Origin of the sequence: Solibacillus sp. FSL R5-0691, assembly GCF_037974225.1 — a bacterium.
Taxonomy (GTDB): domain Bacteria; phylum Bacillota; class Bacilli; order Bacillales_A; family Planococcaceae; genus Solibacillus.
The window spans coordinates 2,226,903-2,239,137 of sequence record NZ_CP150231.1 but is presented as its reverse complement, the minus strand read 5'-3'; the positions used below and the strand labels follow the sequence as shown (position 1 = coordinate 2,239,137).

Below are 12,235 nucleotides of genomic sequence, written 5' to 3'. Positions count from 1 at the left end.
TCGACAGTATATGATGAATTTTGCGCAGAAATGAAAAAAGTGTAAGAGCGATATTTCTGCTCTTACACTTTTTTTAATGTAAACGTACTTACCATCAATAATGCCAATACCGGGAAAAGAATTAAATAAAACATTTCCGATAGCATGTTTGTAAAGAAATAAGAAAAAGTGAGTAATGTACCCGCCGCTGTAATCGGCAGCCCTACGAAATAACCTGTTGAATCCATCACATTGAAACGAGCTAAACGCAACGCCCCAGCAGCAATAAATAATACCGGCATCATCATACCTGTAAATCCTGCATTCATCAATGCCATTTCATACATTAACAGGGCAGGTGCTACACCGAAAGAAATTATATCTGCCATGGAATCGAGCTGTTTTCCCAATTCGGATTCCTGATTGAATTTACGGGCAACCTTACCATCATACCGGTCTAAAAAAGCAGCGATAAAAATTAATAATACACTGTAGCTATGATACTCATTCAGTGTAGCCATAATTGCAGCCCCACCAAACGACATATTTGTAATTGTAATAATATTAGCAGCATTTGCTTTTATTTTTTTAAATGTTGAATCAACTTTTTGAAGTAGAAACATTGGAAAACACTCCCTTGCACATCGGCTATATTCTATTATACTTGTTCTATTAAAAAAAGGTAATAGTTAATTCATATTAAGACCTATCTTTGTATGGCCAGTCATTATATAATTTACTTTTATCCTGCATTTGCAGGTGATCATTAATCTGCTTCCAGAGCGTAGCAGCAAAAGCTTCAATATTTAATCAAAACCGGAGGACCTAGAATGAAGGAAAAATTATACCGGAATATGATAGAACTATCAAATGGTAAGATCTCTTCGAAAATTTTACAACAAATTGCACAATCCCGTTTAAGTAAAAATTTTATTCGTAGCTATAGTCAAATATACGGAATTAACATACAAGAAGTTTCAAAATCTCCAAAAGAATTTACGAGCCTGCATGATTTTTTTGTTCGCCAGTTAAAAGAAGAAGTGCGTCCTGTCGATATTCGTGAAAATATATTTACCAGTCCTGTTGACGCAAAAATAGAAGCATTCGGCAATATTGAGGATCAGAAAATGTTTACTGTGAAAAATAAACCGTATTCGTTAAATGATTTAATGGGAAATGAAACACAGGCAAAGAGGTATAATAATGGCAAATATATTGTTTTCTACTTGAGTCCTGCAGATTATCACCGAATTCATAGTCCAATTGATGGTGTTGTGAAGAGACAGTACATACTTGGACAAAAATCGTATCCAGTAAATCAGATGGGCTTACAATACGGAAAAAAACCGATCAGTCATAATTATCGTATGATTAGCGAAATTAACTATCAAAAACAACATTATACAGCATTCATTAAAGTAGGAGCGACATTTGTAAATTCAATTGAGCTTACAAACACGTCAACACAGTGGAAAAAAGGGGAAGAAGTCGGCTATTTTGCTTTCGGCTCAACCGTTGTCATGTTGTTTGAACAAAATGCAATTGAATTTACCGAGAATGTTACAAATGGGGCGAAGATAAAAATGGGAGAAGCCTTTGCTACTATGGTATAATGAATAAATAAATTTTGAGTTAGGGGTTACGGCTTTGTACAACTTTTTATTACCAGATGAATTTATTCGGAGTGTATATGAAATTACACCGGAAAAGTTAAAGGATTTAGGCATTAAAGGGATCATAACAGATTTAGATAATACGCTTGTTGAATGGGACCGTGCTGATGCGACGGAAGAGCTTGTACAATGGTTTGAAATGATGCGTGAAGCAGGGATAAAAATTATCATTGCCTCAAACAATCATGAAGCGCGGGTGCGCCAGTTTGCAGAACCGCATGGCATACCGTTTATTTTCCGTGCCAAAAAACCATTAGGTGCAGCATATTATGCGGCCCTTGTTCAGCTGCGTCTACGTCGCCATGAAGTTGCGATGCTGGGAGATCAGCTATTGACAGATGTGATGGGTGCGAAACGTCAAAAACTTTATACGTTTTTAGTTCGTCCTGTAGCTGACTCTGATGGACTCGTTACAAAATTTAACCGCTTCGTAGAACGTCGTGTATATAACGATTTAAAGCGAAAAGGAAAGTATCCTTGGGAAGACTAATCAGCGACCCGAGTTTTTTTGCATGAATGTGCAATAGTAGTTAGGAGGAAATAGTGAATGAATGAAATGCCACAATGTATTGGCTGTGGAACAGTGATTCAAACTGAAGATAAAAATGGATTAGGGTATGCACCTGCATCCTCGCTTGAAAAGGAAATGATTATTTGCCAACGTTGTTTCCGTTTAAAAAACTATAATGAAATCCAGCCTGTTAGCTTAACGGATGATGATTTTTTACGTATTTTAAACGGTCTTGGACAACAGCAAGGTCTGATCGTGAAAATCGTGGATATTTTCGATTTCAATGGCAGCTGGTTACCAGGTTTACACCGATTCGTTGGAAATAATCCGGTTCTTTTAGTAGCAAATAAAGCAGACCTTTTACCAAAATCGGTAAAAGAAAAGAAAGTGATCAACTGGTTAAAACGAGAAGCGAAAGCACTTGGGTTGAAGCCGGTTGATGTGAAGCTTGTTTCGGCACATAAAGGAATGGGCATGCAGGAAGTCGTGGAAGCGATTGAAGAATACCGTAACGGCAAAGATGTATATGTCGTAGGTTGTACAAATGTCGGCAAATCGACGTTTATTAACCGTATTATTAAGCAAGCTACAGGTGAGGGCGAAATTATTACAACTTCCCATTTTCCTGGAACTACGCTTGATATGATTGGCATTCCGCTTGATGACGGATCATCTTTATACGATACGCCTGGTATTATCAATCACCACCAAATGGCACACCATATCGATTCGAGTGAACTAAAATATATTATGCCGAAAAAAGAAATTAAACCAAAAGTGTATCAGCAAAATCCTGGACAGACACTGTTTATCGGTGCTCTTGCCCGTTTTGATTTCATTCAAGGTGAACGTTCGGCATTTACAGTACATGTTGCAAATGATTTACCGATCCACCGTACGAAGCTGGAACGTGCAGATCAATTATATGAAGAACATAAAGGTGAGTTACTGGCACCTCCAACGTCTAAACATATCGATCAATTACCGCCATTAGTGCGTCATGAGTTCTCGATTAAAGAACCGAAAACGGATGTAGTTATTTCAGGATTGGGCTGGATTACAGTACAGCATGCCAATGTTGTCGTAGCAGCACACGCACCTAAAGGCGTAGAAGTATTCATTCGTCCATCACTGATTTAACGGAATCGTTATTTTGAAGTGAATGCGCGGTAGCAGGAAAGAGGGAAATGTTGATGAAAAAGTGGTTTGCGGTTATTGGGGATCCGATTGCCCAGTCAAAATCTCCGGAAATGCATAATGCGTGGTATGAAGAAGCGAATGTGGATGCGACGTATATCCCAATCCACGTGAAACCCGAACATCTACAACAAGCTGTTGCATCATTCAAACTGTTAGGGACAAGCGGCTGGAATGTAACGATTCCACATAAGCAATCGATTATTCCGTTCCTCGACGAGCTGGACGAGCTTGCCGAAAAAATGGGAGCGGTCAATACGGTCGTGCGCACTACAGAGGGGAAATTAAAAGGCTATAATACGGATGGTCCTGGTTTTGTGAAGTCACTCGAGCATGTAATCGGTACGGAGAAACGCAAGGCACCGGTATTACTGATCGGAGCAGGCGGCGCAGCTCGCGGAATTGCATTTGCCCTTCAAATGGCAGGTTATACGAATATAACAATAGCCAACCGGACAGTTGAAAAAGCACAGCAGATTATTAATGAACTACATGCCGGCCAAGCTGTTTCGATGCAAGAAGCAGAACAAAGTCTGGCGAATTATAAGATTTTTATTCAAACAACACCAGCTGGAATGACTACGGGCGACTTTGCATTACCATTTTCGCTTGAAAAGTTCCCGGCAGGCGCAATTGCTGCAGATATTGTGTATAATCCATTAATGACGCCATTTTTGCAAGCGGCTGAGCAAAAAGGGGCGACGATTGTCAATGGGTTAGGCATGTTCGTGCATCAAGGTGCGATTGCCTACGAACACTGGTTAGGTCATTATCCAAATACAAATGCAATGATTGCCCGTTTAACGGCGCAATTAGGAGGAAATTATGTTAACAGGTAAACAAAAACGTTTTTTACGTGCTGAGGCACATCACTTAGATCCAATTTTCCAAGTTGGGAAAGGTGGCGTAAATGATGCAATGATTGCACAATTACGCGATGTATTGGAAGCACGCGAACTTATTAAAGTACGCATTTTAGACAACTGTGAAGAAGACAAAAATGTCGTGGCGGAAGAACTGGCTGAAGGTACACGTGCCGAGCTTGTTCAACTGATCGGATTGACTGTTGTTTTATATAAAGAGTCACGCAATAACAAAAAAATCGTGTTACCAAAAGTAGCTACGAAATAAGGTGAATTGTAATGAAGAAAGTCGGTCTTTTTGGCGGAACTTTTAATCCACCGCATATTGGACATTTGATGATGGCCAATGAAGTATATGCAGCACTTGATTTGACGGAAGTGCGCTTTATGCCGAACGCAAAACCGCCGCATAAGGATCTGGCCCGCTCAGCTACAAATGCGCAGCGTCTGCGGATGGTTGAGCTGGCGATCGAGGACATTCCTTATTTTCAAGTGGAAACATATGAACTTGAACGCGGAGGGGTATCGTATACATTCGACACAATGAAAGCATTGTGTGAACGTGAACCACAAACACAGTTTTATTTTATTATCGGCGGGGACATGATCGATTCATTGCATACATGGCACCGTATCGATGAATTAATGGAACTTGTCACATTTGTTGGAGTGAAGCGCCCGGGCAGTGAAGCAAAATCTTCCTATGACGTGTGTATGGTGGAAGCTCCGCAAATTGACCTTTCTTCAACATATATTCGAAACCGACTACAGCAAACGGAGGCACCGTTACAGTTTTTATTGCCTGCTGCAGTTGAACAGTATATTCGAAAGGAAGGTTTGTATGGAACGTCAAACGATGCTGGCAGCGATTAAGGATCGAATGCCTGAAAAAAGGTATATTCATACAATCGGTGTAATGGAAACAGCGATCCGTTTAGCTCATCAATATGGTGAAAATCCACAAAAAGCAGAGATAGCGGCTATCTTTCATGATATCGCTAAATATGCGGACGTTGACTGGATGAAGCAAGTCGTGATCGATCAGCAGTTGGATGCGCGTCTGCTTGACTGGAATGCAGAAATATTGCATGGTCCTGTCGGGGCCTGGATTGTCGAGACGGAATTCCAAATTCATGATGAAGCCATCTTAAATGCAATACGTTACCATACTACCGGACGTGCGAATATGACAACTTTTGAGAAAATTATTTATGTAGCAGATATGATTGAACCAAATCGTAAGTTTCAGGGTGTTGAGGAATTAAGAACGCTGGCAGACAGCAGTTTAGAGGATGCATTCCGAGCATGTGTGACACACACGCTCAGTTTCTTAGTTTCGTCACAGCAGGCAATTTACCCTGTTTCAATTGAATGCTACAACAGCTTACTAAGAGAGGAATAAACATACATGAATGAAACGTTATTAAATATTACGTACAAAGCAATCGATGACAAGCGAGGAGAGGATATCGTTGCATTAAATATGCAGGGGATTTCACTTTTAGCTGATTATTTCATTATTGCTGAAGGTAGCTCAGAGCGCCAAGTGCAGGCAATTGCACGTGAAATTAAAGAAAAAGCAGAAGAAGCGGGCTACACAGTACGTAAGCTTGAAGGCTTTGATACTGCACGCTGGATTTTAGTCGATATGGGTGATGTGGTTGCACATATTTTCCATAAAGATGAGCGTGCCTATTATAACCTAGAGCGTCTATGGGGAGATGCACCACAATTAGACGCGCCACAAATGGAAAATGAATAGTTATGATCGTTTTGCGGAAGTTTATGATGAATTGATGACAGATATCCCTTACGCGGAATATGTGGAATGGATTCAAACATATGCACCTGCACAGAACTATAAAAATCTGCTCGATATCGGCTGTGGTACAGGAACGCTGGCATTAATGCTGCATAAAGCGGGTTACGCTGTATCAGGTATTGACTTATCCGAAGAAATGCTTGCCATTGCAAGTGCCCGTATGGAGGATGAAAAAGTTTCAATGCCTCTATATGCGATGTCAATGGACGAACTGGACGGTTTTAGCGAGTTGGATGTTGCGATTATTCCAATTGACTCGATCAATTATGTAAAAGAACAGCAAAATGTCTTGGAAACATTGAAACGGGTATTTGACAGTCTTCGTGAAGGCGGACAACTATTCTTTGATGTACATTCGTTATTTAAAATGGACGATATTTTTCTGGATGGTCCATTTACCTATGACGACGGCGAAACTTCATATGTTTGGCATACGGAGCCGGGTGAAGAACCCCATTCTGTGTACCATCAGATGACGTTTTTTGTACTAACAGAAAGCGGTCTGTATGAACGTTTTGATGAAGAACATTATCAGCGCACATTTGCGTATGAGCAATATGTGACATGGCTGAAAGAAATCGGTTTTTCTCATGTTGAAGTGACGGCAGACTGGATGCCAACACAACCTGCCGATGAGAGCGAACGAATTTTTATTCGGGCGGTTAAATAAAATAGCTGAAAAAGTAAGTTTCGGCAGTTTTGATGGAAATACCTTTTCATAAAGAAGCGGAATTTGTATAGTGGATGTAAGCTCCATATATAAAACCTTCTTTATGAAAGGGTGTTTTTTATTTTGCAGCCATTTCTGGAGAAGTATAAAAAGCAACTCGCCATCCTGGGCGGAGTCGTTGCTGTAGTATTAATCTATTTCCTATTCCTCAATGATTCCCCGCATAGTGCATCCATTGAAACAATCGACCAAATGACAATTCCTGCTATTGAAGAACATTCCACAAATCCTGAAACAGAAATCGAAACTGAATATAACCGAATAATGGTTGATATAAAGGGAGCGGTAAAATATCCGGGTGTGTACACATTATCGGAAGAGCAACGGATTGTCGATGCCGTCGAAGCAGCAGGAGGCTACACAGACGATGCCAATCCGGTGCTCATTAACCATGCTCAAAGGCTTCAGGATGAAATGGTCATCTATATACCTAAAACGGGTGAAGAGCCGGCAGAAGTAATGGAACAGGTGTTACAGGGCAGTCCGTCAACCGGCTCAGGCAGTGGAAGTACATCCGGGAAGATTAATATAAATAAAGCGGTGGAAGCGGAGTTAACCCAGCTTCCGGGAATTGGTCCATCCAAAGCGGCAGCGATTATTCAGCACCGGTCCGAACATGGGAAATTTCAAGTCATAGATGATTTAAAAAAAGTAACGGGAATCGGGGATAAAACATTTGAGCAGTTAAAAGACTTAATCGATGTAAAATAAGCCGAAATTTCTGAACGATCTTACATTGCGCATGTCAGGAACTACGTATAAACTGATAGGTGACAAAACATTTGGGGGTTATCATATGGAGCGAATTACTTGGGATCAATTTTTTATGGCACAAAGTCATTTACTCGCATTAAGAAGCACGTGCAGCCGTCTTGCGGTAGGAGCGACAATAGTAAGGGAAAAGCGCATTATTGCCGGCGGATATAATGGATCGATTTCAGGCGACGAACACTGTATCGAAGAAGGATGCTACGTTGTGGACAACCATTGTGTCCGTACAGTGCATGCAGAAACGAATGCATTACTGCAATGTGCCAAATATGGTACGCCATCAAATGGAGCGGATCTGTATGTCACGCATTTCCCATGCCTGCCATGCACGAAAACGATTATTCAGGCCGGCATTAAAAATGTGTACTATGCAAAGGATTATAAAAATAATTCATATGCAATGGAACTGTTTAAAAAAGCAGATGTCCATGTTGCACATATTCCGTTTGATGAAGCAAAGATCGACTTTCTGCAGGATGAAAAGTTTGCGTTGACTGCTGAAATGCTCGAAAAGCTTCGTGAGTTAGGTGCAAGCCGCGATCAATTGCTCCCATTAGAGGAGAAGATGCATGCTTTATTTGGTAAACTTGTTCAAGCATAACTGGATATTTTACGCCTTGTCGATTTGTATCAGTGCACTTGCTGCATTTGAATCGGGAAGGCTTCTTTTTCTGATTGCGTTATTGTTGATGTTTAGTCTTTATAAACGACTGGCAAACATACATCTGTTGTGTATAGTAATTGTTGGCATTGGGAGTTACAGCTATTTTTCCTTTGAAGTCAATAAGCTTTCAAGACCTGTTGAACTACCGGCATTGTTAACATGGACCGATGAGTACAATATCAATGGTGTGATGTTAAGAGGGTTCATGCATGATGATTCCGGCGACAAAGTATATGTCACCTATGAATTGAAAAATGAAAACGAAAAGCAGCGTTTCGAGGCTCAGCAGCTTGCTGGTACAAGTTTTCTTGTGACTGGGGAGCAAGTATCCCCATCAATCCCCGCACACCGCTATGGCTTTTCTATGGCTCGCTATTTGCAAAGCAAAAATGCAAGAGGGATCATTGAAATTCATCAACTCCAATATTTAAGGCAAAATAAAAACTTTATGCAACCAATCTATGAACAACGCTTTCGGTTAAAAAAACATATTGAAAAAACTTTTCCACCCTCACTTTCAGCTGAAGCACAAGCCCTTTTAATCGGTTACCAGGATAATGTAGATGAACAATTAAATCGCGCTTATCAAAAACTTGGGATTACCCATTTATTCGCGATTTCAGGATTGCATGTTGCGCTTGTTTCATTTCTGTTTTTCCAGATATTGCTCCGCTTAACGATACGTAGAGAAATCGCGACAATACTTTTGCTTATACTATTGCCTCTCTATGCAATTTTAGCAGGAGGCGCACCGTCTATTTGGCGCGCAGTTAGTGTCGTTGAATTTGTTTTACTTGCACAGTATGTTCGTTGGAGAATACCGATGGATGATGCATTATCGCTCAGCTTTATTGTATTTGTCTTATTAGAGCCTGGTGCGGTATTTCAAGTCGGCTTTCAGCTATCCTATTTGGCCACTTACAGCTTAGTTTATTCGAACCGCATTTTAGCCCGCTATTCAAATTTTTGGGTGCAGTCTTTTTACATTACATTTGTATGCCAAATCCTCGTTTATCCTTTATTACTGTTCCACTTTTACGAAATTAGCCTTTCCTCTTTTATCGCCAATATTATTTTTGTACCTCTTTTTTCCTTTATTATTTTACCAGTCAATCTTTTTGTTCTTTTTCTGACTTTTTTGCCATTCCCGGTTGATACCATTCTCTTTTTTATATATGAGCCACTCCGTACAGCACTGACAAATTTCATACTCTACATTCAGCAGCCGATTGTTCAAATGTGGAATCCCGGAAAACCTTCAATTACGTGGCTTATTCTTTTGTACGGTTCGGTTTTGTTTGCTTTTTATTTGCTTGACCAGCAAGCGCGTTTAAAGAAAGTGATCTTTGTTTTAGTTCTGCCGGCATTAATATTTCATGGACAGCCATTTTTGAATAATGATTTGAAAATTGCTTTTGTCAATGTCGGACAAGGGGACTGCATTGTCATTGAATTGCCGCACAGAAAATCGGTCATTGTCATCGATGCAGGAGGCTTGTTGCGATTTGAACAGGAAAAGTGGAAAGAGCGAAAAACGCCCTATGAAATCGGGCGTCAAGTTGTCGTTCCTTATTTAAAAGGGCGAGGGATACAGACAATTGACACATTTGTACTGTCACATGCGGATGCCGATCATGTTGAGGGGGCTGAAGAGGTGTTGCGGGAAGTAATTGTAAACGAGGTGCATGTGACACCAGGTTCGTTCGGTAAGCCGGTTATGAATGATTTTTTACAGGAACTTGAGAAAACGAATACAAAACTAATGGAGAAGATGGCTGGTCATAAGTGGCAAATCGGGGAAACCTCTTTGGAATATTTATGGCCATTGGATATTGAATATGAAGGCAATAATGATTCGCTCGTTCTATTTTTAAAGCACGGGGCATTTAGAGCATTATTTACAGGGGATTTGGAACAGGAAGGCGAGAGCGAGCTCATTCGGCTTTATAACGGGAAATTACGCAATATCGATCTATTAAAGGCGGGACATCACGGCAGTAGAACTTCCAGCACTGAAGAATTTATAGCCGTAACAAATCCTGAATTTGTTGTGTTTATGGCAGGCGAAAATAACCGCTATAATCATCCGCATACAGATGTTGTCAATCGATTTGAAGAAAAAAATATCCCATACGCGATAACAGGATTAGATGGAACAGTAGAAGTTTCCGTGTCACAAAGTCAAATGTACATTGAAAAATCAAACACTCTATTTATGAAATAAAAAAGGGGAGGGTTTCTAATTTTATTAAGAAACCATCCCGCTTTTAAGGAATTACATACGTGTAGCTGCTTCTACGATTGTTGCAATAATAAACAATACGATGAAGAAACCGCCACCAATGGCGAAACCGTAACCTGCATCCGGAAAGTCATTGCTTTTCATCGCACGGCCACGACCTTCAAATGGGTTTTCAGCTACATAGTTTGGATCTTGATGTCCTGCCATAAGTATCCCTCCTAATCTCCAATAATTATAGAATATTCTAACTTAAAATGCTATATGAAATGCTAATTATTCCTTTTATTGGTTTATGGAGTTGGGTTGAATTTCAAAAAAATCCATAATTAAATATACAGGAGATAGAAACAATAAATACGAGTTCGAGGCATAAGGAGATATGAAACTGGACATCCTCAGTAACGTAAAAAATGGTATACTTAGAACTACGAAAGTAAAGGAGGTTCCCAGTATGATAACAAAAGTATGGCAAGATTTTAAAAAGGGGAATTTCGCACCGGTTTACTTGCTTGTAGGAGAAGAATCCTATTTTGTGGACGAAACAATTAAGCAGTTGAAGGCAGCTCTTCAAAAAAATGAGGAAGCGGAAATTATGACCTTTGACTTAAATGAACAGCCGATTGATTATGTTATTGATGAAGCGGATACGATTCCGTTTTTCTCGGAACGTAAATTAATAATAGCTAAAAATGCATCATTTTTAAAAGCGACTGAAAAAGGCAAAGAAAAGATAGACCATGATTTGAAGCGCCTTGAAAACTGGTTGCAGCATCCTACTGATACAGCCATCACGATATTTATCGCCCCGTATGAAAAGTTGGATGAGCGTAAAAAAGTTACAAAGCTTATGAAAGAAAAATGTACAGTAATCGCAGCAGAAACCCCGCAGAACAATGATTTGAATGTATGGGTGAAAAACGAAGCAGAGCAGCATGGAAAAGCGATTACCGATGAGGCAGTCGGCAAACTGCTTGAAATGGTCGGGCCGAATATGCTCCAGCTTCAGATGGAAATAGAGAAGATGGCCTTGTATTTAGGGGAAGATCATGAGATTACACGTGATCTTGTAGAAGATTTAGTAGCGAAAACGCTTGAGCATGATGCATTTAAAATGCTGAATGCCTATTTGGACCACAATCAGGAAGAGGCGCTCAAAATCTACCATGATCTGTTACGTCAAAAAGAAGAACCAATTAAACTTGTAGGTCTCTTGGCAAATAATATCCGAACGATGACAAATATTTTTTATTTGCAAAAAAAAGGATACCATCAGCAACAGATTGCAAAACAGCTTAAAATCCATCCTTATCGGGTGCAAGTTATTTCAGGCCAAAGAAACCGCCCATCCGACCAGCGTTTGCTTCAGGCCCTCTACAGTTTGGCGGAAGTGGATCTTCAGCTGAAAACAACGGGCGGAAACCGTGAACGCCACCTCGAGCTATTTTTAATGAAGAAACTATAGAAAATTTTATTCTAGGAAACAATGAAAAAAGCCAACTGTGCAGATGCACAGTTGGCTTTATAAGTTACAATTAAGCTTTTTTCGCTAAACGAGACTTTTTACGAGAAGCCGCGTTTTTGTGAATAAGACCTTTAGAAGCAGCTTTATCTAATGCTTTAGAAGCAGCAACTACTAATTCTTGTGCGTTTTCAGCACCTGTTGCGATCGCTTGCTCAGCTTTTTTAACTGTAGTACGCATAGCAGATTTTGCTTGTACGTTAGCAGCGTTAGCTTTTTCGTTAACTTTTACACGTTTGATAGCAGATTTAATGTTTGGCATTT

16 protein-coding genes are annotated in these 12,235 nt (G+C 40.0%); 13 read left to right on the top strand and 3 right to left on the bottom strand.

The window, feature by feature from the left end; all coding sequences use genetic code 11:
* Window positions 1–62: 62 nt before the first annotated feature.
* Window positions 63–602, bottom strand: a complete 540-nt coding sequence (gene pssA / locus MKY51_RS11300) for a CDP-diacylglycerol--serine O-phosphatidyltransferase (protein WP_339172099.1) — start codon at window positions 600–602, stop codon at window positions 63–65.
* Between the two features lie 207 nt (window positions 603–809).
* Here pssA and MKY51_RS11295 point away from each other — a divergent pair, with 207 nt between their 5' ends.
* The 12 genes from MKY51_RS11295 to MKY51_RS11240 all read left to right on the top strand — a co-directional run bounded on the left by MKY51_RS11295 (window position 810) and on the right by MKY51_RS11240 (window position 10,434).
* Complete coding sequence (locus tag MKY51_RS11295) at window positions 810–1,592, top strand: phosphatidylserine decarboxylase (RefSeq protein ID WP_339172097.1); 783 nt, start codon at window positions 810–812, stop codon at window positions 1,590–1,592.
* A 34-nt stretch (window positions 1,593–1,626) separates the two neighbouring features.
* Entirely contained in the window at window positions 1,627–2,142 is a 516-nt protein-coding gene (locus MKY51_RS11290; protein ID WP_008407628.1) for a YqeG family HAD IIIA-type phosphatase, read from the top strand.
* A 57-nt stretch (window positions 2,143–2,199) separates the two neighbouring features.
* On the top strand, window positions 2,200–3,303 hold the full coding sequence (yqeH, locus tag MKY51_RS11285; RefSeq protein WP_339172091.1) for a ribosome biogenesis GTPase YqeH: 1,104 nt from the start codon (window positions 2,200–2,202) through the stop codon (window positions 3,301–3,303).
* Window positions 3,304–3,356: 53 nt separating this feature from the next.
* Window positions 3,357–4,199: a shikimate dehydrogenase gene (aroE, locus tag MKY51_RS11280; protein ID WP_339172090.1), complete on the top strand. Its 843-nt coding sequence runs from the start codon at window positions 3,357–3,359 to the stop codon at window positions 4,197–4,199.
* Window positions 4,186–4,491, top strand: coding sequence for a ribosome assembly RNA-binding protein YhbY (yhbY, locus tag MKY51_RS11275; RefSeq protein WP_339172088.1), 306 nt, complete (start codon window positions 4,186–4,188; stop codon window positions 4,489–4,491). The genes aroE and yhbY overlap by 14 nt, the downstream gene beginning before the upstream one ends.
* A gap of 11 nt (window positions 4,492–4,502) precedes the next feature.
* Window positions 4,503–5,096, top strand: coding sequence for a nicotinate-nucleotide adenylyltransferase (locus tag MKY51_RS11270; RefSeq protein WP_339172085.1), 594 nt, complete (start codon window positions 4,503–4,505; stop codon window positions 5,094–5,096).
* Window positions 5,065–5,625, top strand: coding sequence for a bis(5'-nucleosyl)-tetraphosphatase (symmetrical) YqeK (yqeK, locus tag MKY51_RS11265; protein WP_339172083.1), 561 nt, complete (start codon window positions 5,065–5,067; stop codon window positions 5,623–5,625). The genes MKY51_RS11270 and yqeK overlap by 32 nt, the downstream gene beginning before the upstream one ends.
* Before the next feature lie 6 nt (window positions 5,626–5,631).
* Complete coding sequence (gene rsfS / locus MKY51_RS11260; RefSeq protein WP_339172082.1) at window positions 5,632–5,985, top strand: ribosome silencing factor; 354 nt, start codon at window positions 5,632–5,634, stop codon at window positions 5,983–5,985.
* Entirely contained in the window at window positions 5,978–6,715 is a 738-nt protein-coding gene (locus MKY51_RS11255; RefSeq protein ID WP_339172080.1) for a class I SAM-dependent methyltransferase, read from the top strand. Before rsfS ends, MKY51_RS11255 begins: the two co-directional genes overlap by 8 nt.
* Before the next feature lie 123 nt (window positions 6,716–6,838).
* Complete coding sequence (locus tag MKY51_RS11250) at window positions 6,839–7,486, top strand: helix-hairpin-helix domain-containing protein (protein ID WP_339172079.1); 648 nt, start codon at window positions 6,839–6,841, stop codon at window positions 7,484–7,486.
* Window positions 7,487–7,571: 85 nt separating this feature from the next.
* Complete coding sequence (locus tag MKY51_RS11245; protein WP_339172077.1) at window positions 7,572–8,147, top strand: ComE operon protein 2; 576 nt, start codon at window positions 7,572–7,574, stop codon at window positions 8,145–8,147.
* Window positions 8,116–10,434, top strand: coding sequence for a DNA internalization-related competence protein ComEC/Rec2 (locus tag MKY51_RS11240; RefSeq protein ID WP_339172075.1), 2,319 nt, complete (start codon window positions 8,116–8,118; stop codon window positions 10,432–10,434). Before MKY51_RS11245 ends, MKY51_RS11240 begins: the two co-directional genes overlap by 32 nt.
* Window positions 10,435–10,485: 51 nt before the next feature.
* Here MKY51_RS11240 and MKY51_RS11235 read toward each other — a convergent pair whose 3' ends face one another.
* Entirely contained in the window at window positions 10,486–10,659 is a 174-nt protein-coding gene (locus MKY51_RS11235; protein ID WP_339172073.1) for a YqzM family protein, read from the bottom strand.
* A gap of 244 nt (window positions 10,660–10,903) precedes the next feature.
* Here MKY51_RS11235 and holA point away from each other — a divergent pair, with 244 nt between their 5' ends.
* Complete coding sequence (holA, locus tag MKY51_RS11230; RefSeq protein WP_339172071.1) at window positions 10,904–11,914, top strand: DNA polymerase III subunit delta; 1,011 nt, start codon at window positions 10,904–10,906, stop codon at window positions 11,912–11,914.
* A gap of 70 nt (window positions 11,915–11,984) precedes the next feature.
* On the opposite strand, the gene rpsT is transcribed toward holA, so the two are convergent.
* Window positions 11,985–12,233, bottom strand: coding sequence for a 30S ribosomal protein S20 (rpsT, locus tag MKY51_RS11225; RefSeq protein ID WP_251686766.1), 249 nt, complete (start codon window positions 12,231–12,233; stop codon window positions 11,985–11,987).
* Between the last annotated feature and the right edge of the window lie 2 nt (window positions 12,234–12,235).